This is a genomic window from Pseudomonas sp. JL2 (assembly GCF_031570495.1).
Classification (GTDB): domain Bacteria; phylum Pseudomonadota; class Gammaproteobacteria; order Pseudomonadales; family Pseudomonadaceae; genus Aquipseudomonas; species Aquipseudomonas rhizophila.
In genome coordinates this window covers 96,223-118,014 of the sequence record NZ_JAKUDH010000005.1, presented here as the reverse complement: position 1 = coordinate 118,014, position 21,792 = coordinate 96,223, and the positions used below count along the sequence as shown (strand labels likewise).

Below are 21,792 nucleotides of genomic sequence, written 5' to 3'. Positions count from 1 at the left end.
GACAATGGATTTTGTAGGAGTACATCGTGCGTAAGTTGACTCAATTGGTTCTCCTGGCGACCTTGATGGTCGCAGGTCCGGCTTTTGCCGACATGAAGATTGCCGTACTGAACTATCAGATGGCCCTGCTGGAATCCGACGCGGCGAAGAAATACGCCGTGGATGCTGAGAAGAAGTTCGGCCCGCAACTGACCAAGCTCAAGAGCCTGGAGAGCAGCGCCAAGGGTATCCAGGATCGTCTGGTCTCCGGTGGCGACAAAATGGCCCAGGGCGAGCGTGAGCGTCTGGAGCTTGAGTTCAAGCAAAAGGCTCGTGACTTCCAGTTCCAGTCCAAGGAGCTGAACGAAGCGAAAGCCGTTGCCGACCGCGAGATGCTCAAGCAGCTCAAGCCAAAGCTCGACCGGGCGGTGGAAGAAGTCATCAAGAAAGGTGGTTTTGACCTGGTGTTCGAGCGTGGTGCAGTGATTGACGTCAAACCCCAGTACGACATCACGCGCCAGGTTATCGAGCGCATGAATCAGCTGAAGTAATCCATGACAGCGATTATCAAGCTCGGCCAACTGGCTGAGTTCCTCGGCGCCACCCTGCGTGGCGACCCGGAGAAGGTCATCACTGGGCTAGCCACTTTACAAGAGGCTGGCCCAGCTCAGTTGAGCTTCCTGGCAAATCCTCAATATCGCAAATACTTGGCCGACAGCCGGGCCGCAGCGCTGTTGCTCAAGCCTGCCGATGCCGACGGGTTTGCAGGCGATGCGCTGATCGTGCCGGATCCCTATCTGGCGTATGCGCGGATTTCCCACCTGTTCGACCCCAAGCCCAAGTCGGCCCCCGGCATTCATCCCAGCGCGGTCATCGCGGCGGATGCGGTGGTTGATCCCACGGCCAGCATCGGTCCTTTTGTCGTCATTGAAAGCGCCGCCCGGGTCGGCCCGGGCGTCACGCTGGGCGCCCATTGCTTCATCGGTGCGCGCTGCGAGATCGGTGAGGGTGGCTGGCTTGCTCCGCGGGTCACGTTGTATCACGACGTGCGTATCGGAAAGCGGGTGGTGATCCAGTCGGGCGCGGTACTGGGCGGTGAAGGTTTCGGTTTTGCCAAGGAAAAGGGGATCTGGCAAAAGATCGCCCAGATCGGCGGCGTGACCATCGGTGATGACGTGGAAATCGGTGTCAACACCGCGATCGACCGTGGTGCCCTGTCTGATACGGTCATCGGCAATGGCGTCAAGCTCGACAACCAGATTCAGATCGCTCACAACGTCCAGGTCGGTGATCACACCGCCATGGCCGCCTGCGTAGGCATTTCCGGCAGCACCCGGATCGGCAAGCATTGCATGCTCGCCGGTGGTGTGGGGCTGGTGGGGCACATTGATATTTGTGACAACGTATTCCTCACCGGAATGACCATGGTGACCCATTCGATCACCGAGCCGGGTGCTTATTCTTCCGGCACGGCGATGCAACCGGCGGCCGAATGGCGCAAGAGCGCGGCCCGAATCCGCCAGCTCGATGACATCGCGCGGCGTTTGCGTCAGTTGGAAAAGCGTGTAGGGGACGTGACCCCTGACGGTAATGCTTCATCAGATGGCTGATACCATTTCCATATCAAGTGTGCACAGCCGCTAGACTGCCTCCTTGATTTGCTAGAGGGGCGCGCGTCGATCGTGCGCTTCCAATCTTTACATAGGCTTCCCCCCGAAATGATGGACATCAACGAGATTCGCGAATACCTGCCTCACCGTTACCCGTTCCTGCTGGTGGACCGGGTGGTGGAACTTGACGTTGAAGGCAAGCGGATTCGCGCCTACAAGAATGTCAGCATCAACGAACCGTTCTTCAATGGTCACTTTCCCGCGCATCCAATCATGCCCGGCGTGCTGATCATCGAGGCAATGGCTCAGGCTGCCGGGATCCTTGGTTTCAAAATGCTCGACGTGAAGCCTGCCGACGGCACGCTTTACTACTTCGTGGGCTCCGACAAGCTGCGTTTTCGCCAGCCGGTCACCCCGGGCGATCAGCTGATCCTCGAAGCCACATTCATCAGTTGCAAGCGCCAGATCTGGAAGTTCGAATGCCAGGCTTCGGTCGACGGCAAGCCAGTCTGCTCCGCTGAAATCATCTGTGCGGAACGCAAACTATGAGTTTGATTGACCCTCGCGCAATCATCGATCCGGCGGCAGTCCTGGCCGCCGATGTCGAGGTCGGCCCATGGTCGATCATCGGCCCAGGTGTGGAAATCGGCGAGGGTACGGTGATCGGGCCCCATGTAGTTCTCAAGGGTCCGACCCGGATCGGTCGGCACAACCGCATCTACCAGTTTTCTTCGGTAGGCGAGGACACGCCCGATCTCAAGTACAAAGGTGAAGAAACCCGGCTGGTCATTGGCGATCACAACGTGATCCGCGAAGGCGTGACGATTCACCGTGGCACCGTTCAGGATCGTTCCGAAACGACCCTGGGCAACCATAACCTGATCATGGCCTACGCCCATATCGGTCATGACAGCGTCATTGGCAACCATTGCATCCTGGTCAACAACACCGCATTGGCTGGCCACGTGCATGTGGACGACTGGGCGATCCTGTCCGGTTTCACCTTGGTCCATCAATATTGTCATATCGGCGCCCACAGCTTCTCGGGCATGGGCACCGCCATCGGCAAGGACGTACCGGCCTATGTCACTGTGTTCGGTAACCCGGCCGAAGCCCGCAGTATGAATTTCGAAGGCATGCGCCGTCGTGGTTTCAGCGAAGAGGCGATCACGGCATTGCGGCGCGCCTACAAGGTTGTGTACCGCCAGGGGTTGACCGTCGAACAGGCCCTTGTCGAGCTGGCCGAGGCTTCGGCGCAGTTCCCGGAAGTCGCGATATTCCGTGACTCCATCCAGTCCTCGACTCGCGGCATCACTCGCTAACCATGGCTAACTTGCGTATAGCACTGGTGGCGGGAGAGGCTTCCGGTGACATTCTGGGTGCCGGTCTGATGCGCGCGCTCAAGGCGCAGCACCCAGCAGTGGAGTTCATCGGTGTCGGTGGCCCCTTGATGCAGGCCGAAGGGCTGGCGTCATATTTCCCCATGGAACGCCTGTCGGTGATGGGGCTGGTTGAGGTGCTCGGACGTCTGCGCGAACTGCTGGCTCGCCGCAAGAAGCTGATCGCGACACTGATCGACGAAAAACCGGATGTGTTCATCGGCATCGATGCGCCGGATTTCACTCTCAATATCGAACTCAAGTTGCGTCAGGCCGGTATCAAGACGGTGCATTACGTCAGCCCCTCGGTCTGGGCCTGGCGGCAGAAGCGCGTGTTGAAAATCCGCGAAGGCTGCGACCTGATGCTCACGCTGCTGCCGTTCGAAGCCCGATTCTACGAAGAGAAGGGCGTGCCGGTACGGTTTGTCGGTCATACCCTGGCCGATACCATTCCCCTGCAAGCGGATCGTGACGCGGCGCGTCAGACGTTGGGCCTGCCCGACGGCCCGCTGGTGGCCTTGATGCCCGGTAGCCGTGGCGGCGAGGTCAGTCGCCTGGGAGGCTTGTTCTTCGACGCCGCCGAGCGTCTGCGAGCGATGCGTCCCGGCGTGCGTTTTGTTCTGCCCTGTGCCAGCCCGCAGCGACGGGCTCAGCTTGAAGCGCTGCTGGCCGGGCGCGATCTGCCTGTCACATTGCTCGATGGCCGCTCTCATCTCGCACTGGCTGCGTGTGACGCCGTGTTGATTGCTTCTGGCACTGCTACCCTTGAGGCGTTGCTGTACAAACGCCCGATGGTGGTCGCCTATCGCCTGGCGCCGTTGACGTTCTGGATCCTCAAACGCATGGTCAAGAGCCCTTACATCTCCTTGCCCAATCTGTTGGCCCAGCGCTTGCTGGTGCCTGAATTGCTGCAGGACGAGGCAACCGCCGATGCGCTGGCCCGTACGTTGTCGCCCTTGATCGACGGTGGCCAGGAGCAGACCCGGGGCTTTGATGACATTCACCGTACCTTGCGCCGCGATGCCTCCAACCAGGCCGCCGACGCAGTATTGACCCTGATCGGCGCCAAACCATGAGTAACGTGAAATTGCAGATGGGCCTGGACTTCAATCTGGTGGCTGAAGTTGAAGAACTGGTGGCCGGTGTTGATGAGGTCGGTCGTGGTCCGTTGTGCGGCGCAGTGGTGACGGCAGCGGTGATTCTCGATCCAAACCGGCCCATTCTGGGCCTCAACGACTCCAAGAAGCTCACCGAAGCCCGTCGCGAAAAGCTCTACGACGAAATCTGCGAGAAAGCCCTGAGCTGGTGCATTGCCCGGGCTGAAGTGGAAGAGATCGACGAGCTGAATATCCTGCACGCCACCATGCTTGCGATGCAGCGTGCCGTGGAAGGCCTGCACATCACCCCGAAACTGGCGATGATCGATGGCAATCGGTGCCCGAAGCTGTCTATGCGCGCCGAAGCAGTCGTTCAGGGGGACGGCAAGGTGCCGGCCATTGCGGCGGCATCGATTCTGGCCAAGGTCAGCCGTGATCGGGAAATGAGCGCCTTTGAATTGATTTACCCGGGCTACGGCATCGGCGGCCACAAGGGCTACCCGACGCCCGTTCATCTGGAAGCGCTGGCGCGCCTTGGGCCAACGCCGATCCATCGGCGCTCGTTCGCGCCGGTGCGGCTGGCTTATGAAGCCCGTGAGGGTTTGATCGTAAGTCATCAGACTGCGGTCTCTTGATGCAGGCTTTTGTGGCAAGGCAATCATGCTGATGTTTTACCCAAGGCTCGGTACAATCCGGGCCTTGTTGTTTTCATGACTTAACGCAGGATCACTATGCCGGCTTCATTCGTTCATCTACGCCTGCACACTGAATACTCCCTGGTCGATGGCCTGGTGCGGATCAAGCCACTGGTCAAGACCCTGGTGGGCATGAAAATGCCTGCTGTGGCGGTCACCGACCAGAACAACATGTGTTCGCTGGTCAAGTTCTACAAAAATGCCATGGGCGCCGGGATCAAGCCGATCTGCGGGGCCGACCTGTGGCTGTCGAACAAAGACCCGGACGCGCCGCTGAGCCGCATCAGCCTGCTGGTGATGAACGCCGTGGGTTACCGCAACCTCACCGAGTTGATCTCCCGCGGTTTTATCGATGGCCAGCGCAACGGCTCGATCATCATCGAGCGCGAATGGGTAGCTGAGGCCAATGAAGGTTTGATCATGCTGTCGGCGGCCAAGGAAGGTGAAATCGGCCTGGCCCTGCTCAGTGGCAATCCAGAAGAAGCCGAAGTGCTGGCCCGCGATTGGATGGCGGTGTTCCCGGACCGCTTCTACATTGAAGTGCAACGCACCAATCGCCCTAACGACGAAGAACACCTGCATGCCGCCGTGGCCCTGGCCGACAAGATCGGCGCGCCGCTGGTGGCGACCAACGACGTGCGCTTCATCAAACAGGAAGATTTCGAAGCTCACGAAACCCGCGTCTGTATCGGTGAAGGCCGGGCGCTCGATGATCCGCGTCGTCCGAAAAACTACAGCGATCAGCAATACCTCAAAAGTGCCGAGGAAATGGCCGAGTTGTTCAGCGACCTGCCCGAGGCGCTGGAAAACACGGTCGAGATTGCCAAGCGCTGCAACATCGAAGTGAAGCTGGGCAAGCACTTCCTGCCCAACTTCCCGATCCCCGATGGCATGACCATCGACGAGTATTTCCGCAAGGTATCCTTCGATGGCCTGGACGAGCGCCTCAGCGTTCTCTTGCCCAAGGACACCACCGAAGATTACGAAGCCAAGCGCCAGGTCTATGTCGACCGGTTGAATTTCGAGCTGGATATCATCATCCAGATGGGCTTCCCCGGTTACTTCCTGATCGTGATGGACTTCATCCAGTGGGCCAAGAGCAACGGTGTGCCGGTGGGGCCAGGCCGGGGGTCGGGTGCAGGCTCCCTGGTGGCTTACGTGCAGAAGATCACCGACCTCGACCCGCTGGAATATGACCTGCTGTTCGAACGTTTCCTCAACCCGGAACGGGTGTCCATGCCCGACTTCGACGTCGACTTCTGCATGGACGGTCGCGACCGGGTGATTGATTACGTGGCCGAGAAGTACGGTCGCAATGCGGTGAGCCAGATCATCACCTTCGGTTCCATGGCCGCCAAGGCTGTGGTGCGTGACGTGGCGCGGGTGCAGGGCAAGTCCTACGGTTTGGCGGATCGTCTGTCGAAGATGATCCCGTTCGAAGTCGGCATGACCCTGGAAAAAGCCTACGAGCAGGAAGAAATCCTGCGGGACTTCATCAAGGTCGATGAAGAAGCCGCGGAAATCTGGGAGATGGCCCGCAAGCTTGAAGGCGTGGTGCGTAACGTTGGCAAGCACGCCGGGGGCGTGGTGATCGCGCCGACCAAGCTGACTGACTTCTCGCCGATCTATTGCGATGAAGAGGGGGACGGCCTGGTGACCCAGTTCGACAAGGATGACGTCGAGGCGGCGGGCCTGGTGAAGTTCGACTTCCTCGGCCTGCGGACACTGACGATCATCGACTGGGCGCTGAAAACCATCAACCGTGATCGGGCCAAGGTCGGCGAAGCGCCGCTGGACATCGCGTTTATTCCGCTGGATGACAAGCCGACCTACAGCTTGTTGCAAAAAGCCGAAACCACGGCGGTGTTCCAGCTTGAATCCCGGGGTATGAAGGAGCTGATCAAAAAGCTCAAGCCCGACTGCCTCGAAGACCTGATCGCACTGGTGGCCCTGTTCCGTCCGGGCCCGCTGCAATCGGGCATGGTGGATGACTTTATCAACCGTAAGCACGGGCGCGCCGAGCTGGCGTACCCGCACCCGGATTATCAGTACGACGGCCTCAAGCCGGTACTGGCGCCGACCTACGGCATCATCCTGTACCAGGAACAGGTGATGCAGATTGCCCAGGTGATGGCCGGTTACACCCTCGGCGGCGCGGACATGCTGCGTCGGGCGATGGGTAAGAAAAAGCCTGAGGAGATGGCCAAGCAGCGCGGTGGTTTCATCGAGGGTTGTGCGAACAACGGCATCGATGCGGACCTGGCCGGTAACATCTTCGACTTGGTGGAAAAATTCGCCGGTTACGGCTTCAACAAATCCCACTCGGCCGCCTATGGCCTGGTGTCGTACCAGACCGCGTGGCTGAAGGCCCACTACCCGGCGCCATTCATGGCCGCGGTACTGTCGGCGGATATGCACAACACCGACAAGGTCGTGACCTTGATCGAAGAAGTGCGGACCATGAAGTTGCGCCTCGACGCGCCGGACGTGAACGCTTCGGAGTTCAAGTTCACGGTGAACGACGAAGGCCGCATCATTTATGGACTGGGGGCGATCAAGGGCGTGGGTGAAGGGCCGGTGGAAGCCATCACCGAAGCCCGTCAGGACGGACCGTTCAAGGACCTGTTCGATTTTTGCGCCCGGGTCGATCTCAAACGCATCAACAAGCGTACCCTCGACGGTTTGATCCGCAGCGGTGCATTGGACCGTCTGGGCCCGTACTTCCAGGATGAACCCAAGGCCTACCAGGCCAACATCGACCGCAACCGCGCGGTGCTGCTGGCGGCCATGGAAGAAGCGATCAAGGCCGCCGAGCAGACCGCCCGGACCCATGACAGTGGTCACGCCGACCTGTTTGGCGGGTTGTTTGTCGAGGAAGATGCCGATGTCTACGGCAATCACCGCAAGGCCAAGGAGCTGACGCTCAAGGAGCGTCTCAAGGGTGAGAAAGACACCTTGGGCCTGTACCTCACGGGTCACCCAATCGACGAGTACGAAGGCGAGATCCGCCGGTTCGCCCGTCAGCGCATCATTGATCTGAAGCCGGCGCGTGACACGCAGACCGTCGCCGGTATGATCATTGCCCTGCGGGTAATGAAAAACAAAAAGGGCGACAAGATGGGCTTCATTACCCTTGACGACCGCTCCGGGCGCATCGAGGCGTCGTTGTTTGCCGATGCGTTCCATTCGGCCCAGTCGCTGTTGCAGACTGACGCGATGGTTGTGGTGGAAGGCGAAGTCAGCAACGACGATTTTTCCGGTGGCCTGCGGCTGCGGGTCAAACGGGTGATGAGCATGGAAGATGCCCGGACCAACCTGGCCGAGAGCCTGCGCCTGAAATTGCAGACCCAGGATCTCAAGGGCGATCAGCTACGCTGGCTGGGGGAGTTGTTCAAGCGCCATCGCGGTGCTTGCCCGATTACCATGGAGTACGTGCGCCCCGACGCCAAGGCTGTGCTGCAGTTCGGCGAAGGCTGGCGGATCGATCCGGCGGATGCGTTGATTCAAGCCTTGCGTGACCAGTTCGGCAAAGACAACGTCTTCCTCCAATACCGTTGACGGCCAGGTGCCACTCCTGAACCTTGGAGCGGCCCTGATCTCGACCCGAATTTTTAATCTCGACCTGAACGCGCCTCTCCCTTAAGGTAGGGCGCGAATAGACAACCGGCCGGCCCAAGCTCTCTTGGACGTCGACCCAAGACGGACGCCTATGAACCCGAATTTTCTAGATTTCGAACAGCCGATCGCCGACCTGCAAGCCAAGATCGAAGAGTTGCGCTTGGTCGGTAATGACAATTCGCTGAATATCGGCGATGAAATCTCTCGTCTGCAGGACAAAAGCCGCACGCTGACCGAAGACATCTTTGGCAAGCTGACCAGCTGGCAGATCGCCCGCCTGGCGCGTCATCCGCGTCGTCCCTACACCCTGGACTATATCGAGCACATCTTCACTGAGTTCGATGAACTGCACGGCGATCGGCATTTCTCCGACGACGCCGCGATCGTGGGTGGCGTCGCCCGTCTGGACGACCAGCCAGTGATGGTCATCGGCCATCAGAAAGGCCGCGAAGTCCGCGAAAAGGTGCGCCGCAACTTCGGCATGCCGCGTCCGGAAGGCTATCGCAAGGCCTGCCGCCTGATGGAAATGGCCGAGCGCTTCAAGATGCCGATCCTGACCTTCATCGACACGCCGGGCGCTTATCCGGGCATCGACGCCGAAGAGCGCAACCAGAGCGAAGCGATCGCCTGGAATCTGCGCGTAATGGCGCGACTGAAAACCCCGATCATCGCCACGGTGATCGGCGAAGGCGGTTCCGGCGGTGCGCTGGCCATTGGTGTCTGCGATCAGCTGAACATGCTGCAATACTCCACCTACGCGGTGATCTCGCCGGAAGGCTGCGCCTCGATCCTGTGGAAAACCGCCGAGAAGGCGCCGGATGCCGCCGAAGCCATGGGCATCACCGCTGAGCGTCTCAAAGGCCTGGGTATCGTGGATAAAGTGATCAGCGAGCCTGTAGGCGGCGCTCATCGTGATCCGGCCGCGGCTGCGGCGCTGATTCGTGCCGAGCTGAGTTCGCAACTGTCGATGCTCAAGAAGTTCGACAACGAGGCGCTGCTGGCCCGTCGCTATGAGCGGCTGATGAGCTACGGTCTCTGATCCGACCGCAATACCCATGTGGGAGCGAGCCTGCTCGCGATACGGTTTAACATTCAACAAATGAGTTGACTGATATACCGCCATCGCGAGCAGGCTCGCTCCCACAGTTGTTTGTGCCAAGGCTGACTCCTATGAACTCAAGCGCGGATCTGCCAACCCGGCTCCTCACACAGCTATCCCCCTGGCGCAACGCCGTCACCTGGCGCATCGCCTTCTCCGGTGGCCTCGATTCCACCGTCCTGCTGCACCTGCTCGCGTCTCTCTCCAAAACCCAAACCCTGCCACCGCTACGTGCTGTCCATGTCCATCATGGCCTTCAGGCTGTGGCCGATGCATGGCCGGACCATTGTCGCTCGGTCTGCAAGGCCCTTGGGGTGCCGCTGGAAGTAGTGAACGTGCAAGTCCGGGCCGGTGCCAGCGTCGAGCGTGCCGCCCGGGAGGCGCGTTATGCCGCCTTCGTGGCGCTGCTCCACAGCAATGAAGTGCTGCTCACCGGTCAGCATCGCGACGATCAGGCTGAAACTCTGTTGTTTCGTTTGTTGCGCGGGGCAGGGGTGAGGGGCTTGTCGGCGATGCCTCGGCAGCGTCCTCTGGGCCAGGGGTACTTGCTGCGACCCTTGCTCGATGTGTCCCGGGCGGAGCTGGAAGCCTACGCGACGCAACAGGGCTTGAACTGGATCGAAGACCCTTCCAACGACGATCACCGGTACGCGCGCAATTTCCTGCGCCAGCGAGTTTTCCCGGTATTGACCGAGCAGTGGCCCCAGGCCTCGACGACCCTCGCTCGCAGCGCTGCGCACCTGAGTGAGGCGCAAGGCTTGCTGGATGACCTGGCGCGAATCGATCTGGATCGAGCCATCACGCCCTGCGCGTTCGACTGGCTTGGGTTGCGGTCGCTTGAGTTGGCCCCGTTGCGAGCCTTGTCGCCGGCCCGTCAGCGTAATGCGTTGAGTCATTGGCTGGTTTCAATGACAACGCTGCCCGACAGTGATCATTGGTCTGGCTGGGACTCGTTGCGCGATGCAGCGGACGACGCCCGGCCGATCTGGCGGCTGGCCGGTGGCGAACTGCACCGCACCGGCGGACGCGTCTGGTGGTTATCCGACCGCTGGCTGCGACCGGCCGCAGGCCCCGTAGAATGGACGCTGACTGCTCAAGCATTGACCCTGCCAGACAACGGCACGGTGACCCTCGACGGTAAAATGCCCGACGGACCGCTCTGCGTCCGCTATCGTCAGGGAGGTGAAGCCATGCTGTTGCCCGGCCGTGGCCACCGGGACCTCAAGCGTTTGCTCAATGAAAGTGGCGTGCCGGCGTTTGCGCGCGGTCGATTGCCGCTGCTGTATCGGGGCGAGCAATTGCTGGCGGTGGCGAACCTGCCAGGACTCGACAGCGGCATTGATGGCAACTGGCAACTGATCTGGCAGCCATGAAACCAAGATCTGGGTTTGAGCTGAAAGGGGCTTTCCGGTAGACTACGCTCCCTTCTTGATACAACTTCTGTGGATTCGCCTGAATTGCAGGAGTTGCCGATTACCAAGCAGTCTTTGCTGGGCGATTCCAAAAAATGTGTAGCGAGCAACGTACCGGTGATTTCACTTCCGGTCTGTCCCAACGCGGCGGTTTTTTTGAAAGGTGCACTGTGATTAATGCAGGTGATCGGGGGCTTCGGCCTTCCTTCGCTTTCCCCGGCGGCTCGGACCGCTTTAACGCAGACTTCTAGGGTTTTTCATGACGCGCTACATATTCGTCACGGGCGGTGTTGTTTCTTCATTGGGGAAAGGCATTGCCTCGGCTTCATTGGCGGCCATCCTGGAGGCGCGGGGACTTAAGGTCACCATGCTCAAGCTGGACCCGTACATCAACGTCGACCCGGGCACCATGAGCCCGTTCCAGCACGGTGAAGTGTTCGTCACCCACGACGGCGCCGAGACCGACCTGGACCTGGGCCACTACGAGCGGTTCATCCGCACGACCATGACCCAGAACAACAACTTCACCACCGGCCGTGTCTACGAGCACGTGCTGCGCAAAGAGCGCCGTGGTGATTACCTAGGGGCGACCATCCAGGTCATCCCGCACATCACCGACGAAATCAAGCGCCGCATCATCAAGGGTGCCGGCGACGCCGACGTGGCGATGGTCGAAATCGGCGGCACTGTGGGTGACATCGAGTCCCAGCCGTTCCTCGAAGCCATCCGCCAGTTGCGTTTCGAAATCGGCGCCAAGCGCGCGATGCTGATGCACCTGACCCTGGTTCCGTACATCGCCACCGCTGGCGAAACCAAGACCAAGCCCACCCAGCACTCGGTCAAGGAACTGCGCTCCATCGGCCTGCAGCCGGATGTGCTGATCTGCCGCTCCGACCACCCGATCGATATTTCTTCGCGGCGCAAGATCGCCCAGTTCACCAACGTTGAAGAGCGTGCGGTGATCGGCCTGGAAGACGCTGACACCATCTACAAGATCCCGGGCATCCTGCACTCCCAGGGCCTGGACGATTTCGTCGTCGAGCGTTTCGGCTTGCAGTGCGCCAGCGCCGACCTGTCCGAATGGGAAGCGGTGGTCGATGCCAAGCTCAACCCGGAACACGAAGTCACCATCGCCATGGTCGGCAAGTACATGGAGCTGCTGGATGCCTACAAGTCGCTGATCGAGGCGATGAGTCACGCCGGTATCAGCAACCGTACCAAGGTCAACCTGCGCTATATCGACTCTGAAGACATCGAGAACCAGGGCACCGGTCTGCTCGAAGGCGCCGATGCGATCCTCGTGCCGGGCGGCTTTGGCCTGCGGGGCGTGGAAGGCAAGATCACCGCTGTTCAATACGCTCGCGAAAACAAGGTGCCTTACCTGGGCATCTGCCTGGGCATGCAAGTGGCGGTCATTGAGTTCGCCCGTAACGTGATGGGCTGGAAGGACGCCAACTCCACCGAATTCGATCGCGCCAGCGGTCACCCGGTCGTGGGCCTGATCACCGAGTGGGAAGATGCCACCGGCGCTGTGGAAATACGCACCGAAGCCTCCGACCTGGGCGGCACCATGCGTCTCGGTGCCCAGGAATGCCTGCTTGAAGCCGGCTCCAAGGTGCACGATTGCTACGCCAAGGATGTGATCGTCGAGCGTCACCGCCATCGCTACGAAGTGAACAACAACCTGCTGCCGCAACTGATCGAGGCCGGCCTGAAAATCTCCGGTCGTTCCGGTGACGGCGCGCTGGTGGAGGTGGTCGAAGCCCCGGATCATCCATGGTTCGTTGCTTGCCAGTTTCACCCCGAGTTCACCTCGACGCCACGGGACGGCCACCCGCTGTTCAGTGGTTTCGTGAAAGCCGCATTGGCTCAACACCAGAAGAAGGCATAAAACGATGGCCCAGAAGATCATTCGCGTCGGCGACATCGAGATTGCCAACGACAAGCCCATGGTGCTGTTCGGCGGCATGAACGTACTGGAAAGCCGTGACATGGCGATGCAGGTCTGCGAGGAGTACGTGAAGGTCACCCAGAAGCTGGGCATCCCTTATGTCTTCAAGGCCAGTTTCGACAAGGCCAATCGCTCGTCCGTGACCTCTTACCGTGGCCCTGGCCTGGAAGAGGGCATGCGCATCTTCCAGGACATCAAACAAGCCTTCGGCGTGCCGATCATCACCGACGTCCACGAGCCTGAGCAGGCCGCGGTGGTCGCCGAGGTCTGCGACATCATTCAGTTGCCGGCCTTCCTGTCGCGCCAGACCGACCTGGTGGTCGCGATGGCCAAGACCGGTGCGGTGATCAACATCAAGAAAGCCCAGTTCCTCGCGCCCCAGGAAATGAAGCACATCCTGAGCAAATGCGAAGAGGCCGGCAATGACCAGTTGATCCTCTGCGAGCGTGGTTCGAGCTTCGGCTACAACAACCTGGTGGTGGACATGCTTGGCTTCGGCATCATGAAGCAGTTCGAATACCCGGTGTTCTTCGACGTGACCCACGCGCTGCAAATGCCCGGTGGTCGTTCCGATTCCGCAGGGGGGCGGCGCGCCCAGGTCACCGACCTGGCCAAGGCCGGCATGAGCCAGTCCCTGGCAGGTCTGTTCCTCGAGGCCCACCCGGACCCGGACAATGCCAAGTGTGACGGCCCTTGTGCCTTGCGCTTGAACAAGCTGGAACCCTTCTTGTCTCAGCTCAAGGCGTTGGACGAACTGGTCAAGAGTTTTCCGACGATAGAAACCGCGTAACGCGGTTTTCTCCGGTAAAGTACCGCTCGATTATCGCTCTGGCCCGCTGGCCGCACTGCTTTTGTGGGAGCATGGCTTGCCAGCGATGACGTCCTTCGGGACCGTCGTCGGCAAGCCTTACTGTTACAGCGTTTCGTCAACTTTGGAGTGTTTACAACAATGGCAAAAATCGTCGACATCAAAGGTCGTGAAGTTCTCGACTCCCGTGGCAACCCCACTGTTGAAGCGGACGTGCTTCTCGACAACGGTATCATCGGCAGCGCCTGCGCTCCGTCCGGTGCTTCCACTGGCTCGCGCGAAGCGCTGGAGCTGCGTGATGGCGACAAGAGCCGTTACCTGGGCAAGGGCGTGCTCAAAGCCGTCGCCAACATCAACGGTCCTATCCGTGACCTGTTGCTGGGCAAGGATCCTGCCGACCAGAAAGCCCTCGATCACGCGATGATCAAGCTCGACGGTACGGAAAACAAAGCCACCCTGGGCGCCAACGCGATCCTCGCCGTGTCCCTGGCCGCTGCCAAGGCTGCCGCCCAGGACCAGGACCTGCCGCTGTACGCACACATCGCCAACCTCAACGGTACCCCGGGTGTCTACTCGATGCCGGTGCCGATGATGAACATCATCAACGGTGGCGAGCACGCCGATAACAACGTCGACATCCAGGAATTCATGGTCCAGCCAGTGGGCGCCAAGTCCTTCTCCGAAGGCCTGCGCATGGGCACCGAGATTTTCCATCACCTCAAGGCTGTGCTGAAGGCCCGTGGCCTGAGCACTGCCGTTGGCGACGAAGGCGGTTTCGCACCGAACCTGGCGTCCAACGAAGACGCGCTGAGAGTGATCTCCGAAGCCGTGGCCAACGCAGGTTACAAGCTGGGCACCGACGTGACCCTGGCCCTGGACTGCGCGGCCAGTGAGTTCTTCGAAGACGGCAAGTACAACCTGTCCGGTGAAGGCCAGGTATTCACCGCCGAAGGTTTTGCCGACTACCTCAAGGGCCTGACCGAGCGCTACCCGATCATCTCCATCGAAGATGGCCTGGACGAGTCCGACTGGGCCGGCTGGAAAATCCTCACCGACAAGATCGGCGAAAAAACCCAGCTGGTAGGCGACGACCTGTTCGTAACCAACACCAAGATCCTGAAAGAAGGCATCGACAAGAAGATCGCCAACTCGATCCTGATCAAGTTCAACCAGATCGGCACCCTGACCGAAACCCTGGAAGCCATCCAGATGGCCAAGGCCGCCGGCTACACTGCCGTGATCTCCCACCGCTCCGGCGAAACCGAAGATTCGACCATTGCCGACCTGGCCGTGGGCACTGCGGCAGGCCAGATCAAGACCGGTTCGCTGTGCCGTTCCGATCGCGTCTCCAAGTACAACCAACTGCTGCGTATTGAAGAGCAGTTGAACGGCAAGGCCAAGTACAACGGTCGTGCCGAGTTTCGCGGTTAAGCGGTAGATGGTAAAAAGACACCGGATGATGTCGAAAAAGTCGCAATAGCGGCGGTTTTGCCTCTAATCTGATGCCTTATCAAGCACAAGCCTGGTTTTTCCAGGCTTCGTGCTATCAGACGCTTCAAAGTGTGGCATGGCTGTCTTTTTCACTGGAAACCTGAGATTCGATGCGCAGTCCCAATTGGTTGTTTCTTGTCTTGCTCCTGTTGCTGGCTGGCCTGCAGTACCGCCTTTGGGTGGGTAATGGCAGCCTGGCGCAAGTGGCGGACCTGACTCAGCAGATTGCCGAACAGCATGCCGAAAACGAGGCGTTGCTGGAGCGTAACCGGGTGATGGACGCCGAAGTCAGTGAACTGAAAAAAGGCATGGAGACCGTTGAAGAGCGGGCTCGCCATGAACTGGGCATGGTTAAAGAGGGCGAAACCCTCTACCAGTTGGCCCAATGAGTATCCGTTTGCCGGCCTTCTGGGCCGTGGTTCCTGCCGCGGGCGTTGGAGCCCGTATGGCTGCGGACCGTCCCAAGCAATACCTGCAACTGGGCGGACGCACAATTCTCGAACACAGCCTTGGCTGTTTCCTCGATCATCCGACCGTAAAAGGCGTGGTGGTCAGTGTTGCCCACGATGACCCTTATTGGCCGACCCTGGCCTGTGCCAGCGATACACGCATCCAGCGCGTGGACGGTGGCGAACAACGTTCGGATTCGGTGCTCAATGCCTTGCTGCATCTTCACGGACAGGGTGCCGATGATCACGACTGGGTCTTGGTGCACGACGCCGCCCGGCCCAACCTGGCCCGGGACGATCTGGACACATTGCTCAGGGAACTGGCGAATGATCCGGTCGGCGGCCTCCTGGCTGTGCCGGCGCGTGACACCCTCAAGCGAGTCGACAAGCACGGCCGTGTAGTGGAAACCGTTGACCGCAGCGTCATCTGGCAAGCCTATACACCGCAAATGTTTCGTCTCGGTGCCCTGCACCGGGCCCTGGCTGACAGCCTGGTGGCCGATGCCATGATTACCGACGAAGCGTCCGCCATGGAATGGGCAGGGCAAGCGCCACGCCTGATCGAAGGGCGGGCCGATAACCTCAAGGTCACACGCCCTGAAGATCTGGAGTGGTTGCGCCAGCGTTGGGCGAATCGCCATTAAGTGGAATCGCCATCGCGAGCAGGCTCGCTCCCACAAGGGACTTTGGCTGTACACAAAATTTGTAGCCGCTGAAGATCCAGTGTGGGAGCGAGCCTGCTCGCGATGGCAATCGCTCAGGTCACATGAAAACCAGTGTTACCCCCGATACTCCGGCCGCTGCGCCAACCCCTCCTTCAAGTAATCCACCAACTTGCGCACCTTCGGCGACAAATGCCGTTGCTGCGGATACAACGCCCACACCGCTGTATTCGGCGGCTGGTGAGCCTCTAACAGCGATATCAACGCCCCGCTGTGCAAATGCTCCAACACGTAATAATCCGGCAACTGACACAATCCCACCCCTTGCAAAGCCGCATCCAGCACCGCCTGCCCGCTGTTACAACGCCAGTTTCCCTGCACTCGTTGGGAAAATTCCCGCCCGTTCTGCTCCAGTTGCCAGAGGTCGGAGCTGCCGATCAGGCAATTGTGGCGGCTCAATTCCGACAAGCTATGGGGGCGACCGTAGCGCTCCAGGTAGGACGCCGATGCGCACAGGTACATGCGCCGTGGCGCCAGGCGCGTGGCAACCAGGCGCGAGTCCTGCAAACGGCCCAGGCGAATCGCCAGGTCCAGGCCTTCGTGAACCAGATCGAGGGGGCGGTTGCTCAGTTCGATGTCCACCCGCAATTGCGGATAAAGCGTCATGAACCGTGTCACCAGCGGCACAATGAACCGCTCGCCGTAGGCCACGGCACAGGTCATGCGCAACATGCCCTTGGGTTCGCTGGTGAGGTCGCCCACCGCTCGCAGTGCTTCTTCACGTCCGTCCTGCAGGCGCTGGCAATGCTGCAAGAACGTCTGGCCGGCCTCGGTCAGGGTGACCCGGCGGGTACTGCGATACAGCAGTCGTGTCTGCAGACGCTCTTCAAGCCGTACGATTTGTCGACTGATGTGGGAAGACGAAACGCCCAGGCGTTCGGCTGCGGCGGTGAATTGGCTGCATTCGGCCACGGCGACGAATTCGTCAATGCCCTCCCAGCGGTTATCGGACATGAATGATTATCCCTGTGCAGCAATAATGTTTTGCTTTTGGTTGGATTATTCATCGTCCGGTGAGGGATTACACTCCCTGTCTTGTTTTTATTTGCTGGAGACTCCCCATGATCAAGTCACGCGCGGCCGTTGCCTTCGAGGCCAAGAAACCCCTGGAAATCGTTGAAGTCGACGTCGCCATGCCCAAGGCGGGCGAAGTGTTGCTGCGCGTGGTGGCCTCGGGTGTCTGCCACACCGATGCCTACACCTTGTCGGGCGCCGACCCGGAAGGGATCTTCCCGTCGATCCTCGGCCATGAAGGCGGCGCCATCGTCGAAGCTATCGGCGAAGGCGTGACGTCGGTTGCGGTGGGCGATCACGTCATTCCGCTGTATACGCCGGAGTGCGGCCAGTGCAAATTCTGTAAGTCGGGCAAGACCAACCTGTGTCAGGCGATTCGCGCCACCCAAGGCAAAGGCCTGATGCCAGATGGCACCTCGCGCTTTTCCTACAAGGGTGAGACGATTTTCCACTACATGGGGACCTCGACGTTCTCCGAATACACCGTATTGCCAGAAATTTCCGTGGCGAAAATCCCCAAAGAAGCGCCGCTGGAAAAAGTCTGCCTGCTGGGTTGCGGCGTCACCACCGGTATCGGCGCGGTCCTCAACACCGCCAAGGTCAAGCCGGGTGACACCGTGGCGATCTTCGGCCTGGGCGGCATTGGCCTGTCGGCGGTGATTGGTGCGGTGAAAGCCAAGGCATCGCGCATCATTGCCATCGACATCAACCCGGCCAAGTTCGAAATCGCCAAGCAACTGGGTGCCACCGATTGCGTCAACCCGAAGGATTTCGACCGTCCGATCCAGGAAGTCATCGTCGACATGACGGACGGCGGCGTGGACTTTTCCTTCGAGTGCATCGGCAATGTGCAACTGATGCGCGCCGCATTGGAATGCTGCCACAAGGGCTGGGGCGAGTCGGTGATCATCGGTGTGGCCGGGGCCGGCCAGGAAATCGCCACCCGTCCATTCCAGTTGGTGACCGGGCGCGTCTGGCGCGGTTCGGCGTTTGGCGGCGTGCGCGGGCGCAGCGAATTGCCAAGCTACGTGGAAATGGCCGAGAAGGGCGAGATTCCGCTGGATACCTTCATCACCCACACCATGGGCCTGGAAGATATCAACAAGGCGTTCGACCTGATGCATGAAGGCAAGAGCATCCGTACCGTTATTAATTTCTAAGGAGCAGCCATGAGCTTCAAGCCACAAGCTGCAAGTCGGTACACCGCCACTTGCCGCTTGAAGCTTGTCGCTTGCAGCTGAAATGCCAATGAACCTTGAAAACATTTCCTGCCAGAAAAGCTTCGGCGGCTGGCACAAGCGTTACCGGCATCGTTCCGAAGTGCTTGGTTGTGACATGGTGTTTGCCGTGTACCTGCCGCCCCAGGCCGAGCAGGGCGGCAAGTTGCCTGTGGTGTATTGGTTGTCCGGGTTGACCTGCACCGACGAGAACTTCATGCAAAAGGCCGGCGCCCAGCGCATGGCTGCCGAACTGGGCCTGATTATTGTCGCGCCGGACACCAGCCCGCGCGGCGCCGACGTGCCGGGCGATCCGGACGGTGCCTGGGACTTTGGCCTGGGTGCGGGGTTTTATCTGAACGCCACGCAGGAACCGTGGGCGCGGCACTATCGGATGCATGACTACGTGGTGCAGGAATTGCCGGCCTTGGTCGAAGCGCATTTCCCGGCCTCGGATAAGCGCGGCATCAGTGGTCACTCCATGGGTGGCCACGGCGCGCTGGTCTGCGCTTTGCGTAACCCAGGGCGTTACCGCTCGGTGTCGGCATTTTCGCCGATCAACAATCCGATGGATTGCCCGTGGGGCCAGAAGGCGTTTTCTCGTTATCTGGGGGAAGACCGCTCGAAGTGGCGTGAGTGGGATGCCTGTGCATTGATCGCCGAAGCTGGCGAAAAGCTGCCGTTGCTGGTGGATCAGGGCGATCGCGATGATTTCCTGGCCAACCAGCTCAAGCCCGAAGCCTTGCAGCAAGCGGCCAAGGCTGCCGGTCATCCGTTGGAGCTGCGCCTGCAACCGGGCTACGACCACAGCTACTTCTTCATCGCCAGCTTCATTGAGGATCACTTGCAACATCATGCCCACGCTTTAGGGGGCTCTTAGTCCGTTTCCCCTTGGCGAGGGAGCTAATTGAGGGCGCTCCCCACGCTGAATGCAGGTAGAATCACGCCCTGACAAAAATCGGGGCGTTTTTTTTATGCGTATTGGCCACGGCTACGATGTTCACCGTTTCGCTGAAGGCGACTTCATTACTCTGGGCGGCGTGCGTATTGCACACAGCTTCGGGCTGCTCGCGCATTCTGACGGTGACGTCCTGCTGCACGCCTTGAGCGACGCCTTGCTTGGCGCGGCCGCGCTGGGGGATATTGGCAAACATTTCCCCGACACCGACCCGCAGTTCAAGGGCGCCGACAGCCGGGTGCTGCTGCGCCATGTGGTCTCGCTGATCCAGGCCAAGGGCTGGAAAGTCGGCAATGTCGATAACACCATCGTCGCCCAGGCGCCAAAAATGGCGCCACACATCGAAACGATGCGTCGGTTGATTGCCGAGGACCTGCAAGTTGAGCTGGACCAGGTCAACGTGAAAGCCACCACCACCGAGAAACTTGGTTTCGTCGGTCGCGAAGAAGGCATTGCCGTTCATAGCGTTGCCTTGTTGCTGCGCCCATGACCGAACTGGAACTATTAGGCCCCCGTGCCTACGGCGAGTCGCTGGGCAGCGCAGTACTCAAGGCCACTGCTGAAGATTTTCAGGTCGACGAAGTGCTCGACATCCCGCTCACGGGCGAAGGCGAGCACTTATGGATCTGGGTTGAAAAACGCGGTTTGAACACTGAAGAAGCGGCTCGGCGAATTGCCAAGGCCGCTGGCGTATCGTTGCGCACCGTCAGTTATGCCGGTCTCAAGGACCGCCAGGCGCTGACCCGCCAGTGGTTCAGCGTCCAGTTGCCGGGCAAGGCCGACCCGGACCTGTCGGCGGCAGAAAACGAAACGCTGAAGATCCTCAAGACCGGTCGCCATAAACGCAAGCTGCAACGCGGCGCGCACTCGGCCAATGGCTTTACTTTGCGCCTGACCCAGTTCAAGGGCGACCCAGCGGCGATCGATGCGCGTCTGCAACAGATCGCCCGTCTGGGCATTCCCAATTATTTCGGCGCCCAGCGCTTCGGGCATGACGGCGGTAACCTCGTCGATGCCCGCGCCTGGGCGGCGCGCAAGGCTTTGCCGGAACAGCGCAATGTGCGTTCGCGGCTGTTGTCCACCGCCCGCAGCTTTCTGTTCAACCGGGTGTTGGCGGCTCGGGTGGCCGATGGCACCTGGCAGCACGCGCAAGTGGGCGACTTGCTGGCGTTCACCGACAGCCGCAGTTTTTTCCCCGCCGGCGAGGCCGAGTGCAGTGACCCACGCCTGGCGATTCTCGACCTGCACCCCACCGGGCCGCAGTGGGGCGAGGGACCTTCGCCTGCCGCCGGCGCGGTCCATGATCTGGAGCAGGCCATCGCCGAGGCGGAGGCCGATCTGCGCGACTGGTTGATAAACGCGGGAATGAGTCACGAACGTCGCATCCTGCGACTGCCCATTGGCGGCCTGTCGTGGCATTATCCCTCGCCTGACATTCTGCAACTGGAATTCGTCCTGCCGGCCGGATGTTTCGCCACTGTCTTGGTGCGCGAACTCGTCGATCTGGTGCCGGTGGGGCAGACGGACAGCCCATGCGTATTCTGATTTCTAACGACGACGGGGTGACAGCACCCGGCCTTGCCGCGCTTTATGCTGCGCTGGCGGATTTTGCCGAATGCGTGGTCATCGCCCCGGACCAGGACAAAAGCGGCGCGAGCAGTTCGCTGACGCTCGACCGACCATTACACCCGTGCTACCTGGATAATGGTTTCATCAGCCTCAACGGCACCCCGACCGACTGCGTGCACCTGGGCCTGAACGGCTTGCTGGAGCGCGAGCCGGACATGGTGGTTTCGGGCATCAACCTGGGGGCCAACCTGGGGGATGACGTGCTTTATTCCGGCACCGTGGCCGCCGCCCTTGAGGGCCGTTTCCTCGGGCATCCGTCGTTTGCCTTTTCGTTTGTTTCGCGGCAAGTCGATAATCTGCCTACTGCCGCCTACTTCGCCCGCAAGTTGGTCGAGGCCCATGGCGAGCTGGACCTGCCACCGCGCACGGTGCTGAACGTGAACATTCCGAACCTGCCACTGGATCACATCCGAGGCATCCAGCTCACTCGCCTGGGGCATCGTGCCCGCGCGGCCAAACCCATGCAGGTGGTCGATCCCCGGGGCAAGGCCGGTTACTGGATCGCCGCCGCCGGTGATGCCGAGGATGGCGGGCCAGGCACCGATTTTCATGCAGTGATGCAAGGCTATGTCTCGATAACGCCGTTGCAGCTGGATCGGACCTTCAACGATGCTTTTCGAACGCTCGATGGCTGGCTGGAGGGGCTGCGCTGATGGCTCGCGAG

The 21,792-nt window shown here is 60.3% G+C and carries 20 protein-coding genes; 19 read left to right on the top strand and 1 reads right to left on the bottom strand.

What is annotated here, in order from left to right; all coding sequences use genetic code 11:
- The first annotated feature begins 26 nt into the window (after nucleotides 1-26).
- The 14 genes from MKS85_RS09665 (at nucleotide 27) to ispD (ending at nucleotide 16,232) form a co-directional block, all read left to right on the top strand.
- Nucleotides 27-530 carry an OmpH family outer membrane protein gene (locus tag MKS85_RS09665; RefSeq protein ID WP_047227567.1) on the top strand — a complete coding sequence of 168 codons (504 nt, stop codon included), beginning with the start codon at nucleotides 27-29 and terminating at the stop codon, nucleotides 528-530.
- 3 nt (nucleotides 531-533) lie between these two features.
- Complete coding sequence (lpxD, locus tag MKS85_RS09660; protein ID WP_139051055.1) at nucleotides 534-1,589, top strand: UDP-3-O-(3-hydroxymyristoyl)glucosamine N-acyltransferase; 1,056 nt, start codon at nucleotides 534-536, stop codon at nucleotides 1,587-1,589.
- Nucleotides 1,590-1,697: 108 nt separating this feature from the next.
- Nucleotides 1,698-2,138: a 3-hydroxyacyl-ACP dehydratase FabZ gene (fabZ, locus tag MKS85_RS09655; protein ID WP_047227569.1), complete on the top strand. Its 441-nt coding sequence runs from the start codon at nucleotides 1,698-1,700 to the stop codon at nucleotides 2,136-2,138.
- A complete protein-coding gene (gene lpxA / locus MKS85_RS09650; RefSeq protein ID WP_047227570.1) occupies nucleotides 2,135-2,911 on the top strand; it encodes an acyl-ACP--UDP-N-acetylglucosamine O-acyltransferase in 777 nt (258 codons plus the stop codon). The genes fabZ and lpxA overlap by 4 nt, the downstream gene beginning before the upstream one ends.
- A gap of 2 nt (nucleotides 2,912-2,913) precedes the next feature.
- Nucleotides 2,914-4,044, top strand: a complete 1,131-nt coding sequence (lpxB, locus tag MKS85_RS09645; protein ID WP_173407340.1) for a lipid-A-disaccharide synthase — start codon at nucleotides 2,914-2,916, stop codon at nucleotides 4,042-4,044.
- An 11-nt stretch (nucleotides 4,045-4,055) separates the two neighbouring features.
- Nucleotides 4,056-4,700, top strand: coding sequence for a ribonuclease HII (rnhB, locus tag MKS85_RS09640; protein ID WP_160891751.1), 645 nt, complete (start codon nucleotides 4,056-4,058; stop codon nucleotides 4,698-4,700).
- Between the two features lie 96 nt (nucleotides 4,701-4,796).
- Nucleotides 4,797-8,318: a DNA polymerase III subunit alpha gene (dnaE, locus tag MKS85_RS09635; RefSeq protein WP_188251268.1), complete on the top strand. Its 3,522-nt coding sequence runs from the start codon at nucleotides 4,797-4,799 to the stop codon at nucleotides 8,316-8,318.
- A 151-nt stretch (nucleotides 8,319-8,469) separates the two neighbouring features.
- Nucleotides 8,470-9,417: an acetyl-CoA carboxylase carboxyltransferase subunit alpha gene (locus MKS85_RS09630; RefSeq protein WP_047227574.1), complete on the top strand. Its 948-nt coding sequence runs from the start codon at nucleotides 8,470-8,472 to the stop codon at nucleotides 9,415-9,417.
- A gap of 131 nt (nucleotides 9,418-9,548) precedes the next feature.
- Complete coding sequence (gene tilS, locus MKS85_RS09625; RefSeq protein WP_188251267.1) at nucleotides 9,549-10,850, top strand: tRNA lysidine(34) synthetase TilS; 1,302 nt, start codon at nucleotides 9,549-9,551, stop codon at nucleotides 10,848-10,850.
- A 298-nt stretch (nucleotides 10,851-11,148) separates the two neighbouring features.
- Nucleotides 11,149-12,780: a CTP synthase gene (locus MKS85_RS09620; protein ID WP_188251266.1), complete on the top strand. Its 1,632-nt coding sequence runs from the start codon at nucleotides 11,149-11,151 to the stop codon at nucleotides 12,778-12,780.
- Nucleotides 12,781-12,784: 4 nt separating this feature from the next.
- The gene (gene kdsA, locus MKS85_RS09615) at nucleotides 12,785-13,630 is read left to right on the top strand and encodes a 3-deoxy-8-phosphooctulonate synthase (RefSeq protein WP_188251265.1); all 846 of its coding nucleotides are present in this window, start codon (nucleotides 12,785-12,787) and stop codon (nucleotides 13,628-13,630) included.
- Between the two features lie 159 nt (nucleotides 13,631-13,789).
- On the top strand, nucleotides 13,790-15,079 hold the full coding sequence (gene eno, locus MKS85_RS09610; RefSeq protein WP_139051050.1) for a phosphopyruvate hydratase: 1,290 nt from the start codon (nucleotides 13,790-13,792) through the stop codon (nucleotides 15,077-15,079).
- A 170-nt stretch (nucleotides 15,080-15,249) separates the two neighbouring features.
- On the top strand, nucleotides 15,250-15,528 hold the full coding sequence (gene ftsB, locus MKS85_RS09605) for a cell division protein FtsB (RefSeq protein ID WP_047227579.1): 279 nt from the start codon (nucleotides 15,250-15,252) through the stop codon (nucleotides 15,526-15,528).
- Nucleotides 15,525-16,232, top strand: a complete 708-nt coding sequence (gene ispD / locus MKS85_RS09600; RefSeq protein WP_188251264.1) for a 2-C-methyl-D-erythritol 4-phosphate cytidylyltransferase — start codon at nucleotides 15,525-15,527, stop codon at nucleotides 16,230-16,232. The genes ftsB and ispD overlap by 4 nt, the downstream gene beginning before the upstream one ends.
- A gap of 135 nt (nucleotides 16,233-16,367) precedes the next feature.
- Here ispD and MKS85_RS09595 read toward each other — a convergent pair whose 3' ends face one another.
- Nucleotides 16,368-17,264 (bottom strand): LysR substrate-binding domain-containing protein, encoded by an 897-nt coding sequence (locus MKS85_RS09595; RefSeq protein WP_047227581.1) that lies wholly within the window; start codon nucleotides 17,262-17,264, stop codon nucleotides 16,368-16,370.
- Between the two features lie 107 nt (nucleotides 17,265-17,371).
- On the opposite strand from MKS85_RS09595, the gene MKS85_RS09590 reads away from it, so the two are divergent.
- The 5 genes from MKS85_RS09590 to surE all read left to right on the top strand — a co-directional run bounded on the left by MKS85_RS09590 (nucleotide 17,372) and on the right by surE (nucleotide 21,781).
- On the top strand, nucleotides 17,372-18,484 hold the full coding sequence (locus tag MKS85_RS09590) for an S-(hydroxymethyl)glutathione dehydrogenase/class III alcohol dehydrogenase (protein WP_139051048.1): 1,113 nt from the start codon (nucleotides 17,372-17,374) through the stop codon (nucleotides 18,482-18,484).
- An 82-nt stretch (nucleotides 18,485-18,566) separates the two neighbouring features.
- Complete coding sequence (gene fghA, locus MKS85_RS09585; protein WP_171061420.1) at nucleotides 18,567-19,421, top strand: S-formylglutathione hydrolase; 855 nt, start codon at nucleotides 18,567-18,569, stop codon at nucleotides 19,419-19,421.
- A 94-nt stretch (nucleotides 19,422-19,515) separates the two neighbouring features.
- Complete coding sequence (gene ispF, locus MKS85_RS09580; RefSeq protein WP_188251263.1) at nucleotides 19,516-19,989, top strand: 2-C-methyl-D-erythritol 2,4-cyclodiphosphate synthase; 474 nt, start codon at nucleotides 19,516-19,518, stop codon at nucleotides 19,987-19,989.
- Nucleotides 19,986-21,044 carry a tRNA pseudouridine(13) synthase TruD gene (gene truD, locus MKS85_RS09575; protein WP_047227584.1) on the top strand — a complete coding sequence of 353 codons (1,059 nt, stop codon included), beginning with the start codon at nucleotides 19,986-19,988 and terminating at the stop codon, nucleotides 21,042-21,044. Before ispF ends, truD begins: the two co-directional genes overlap by 4 nt.
- Nucleotides 21,032-21,781: a 5'/3'-nucleotidase SurE gene (gene surE / locus MKS85_RS09570; protein WP_047227585.1), complete on the top strand. Its 750-nt coding sequence runs from the start codon at nucleotides 21,032-21,034 to the stop codon at nucleotides 21,779-21,781. Before truD ends, surE begins: the two co-directional genes overlap by 13 nt.
- The last annotated feature ends 11 nt before the right edge of the window (nucleotides 21,782-21,792 follow it).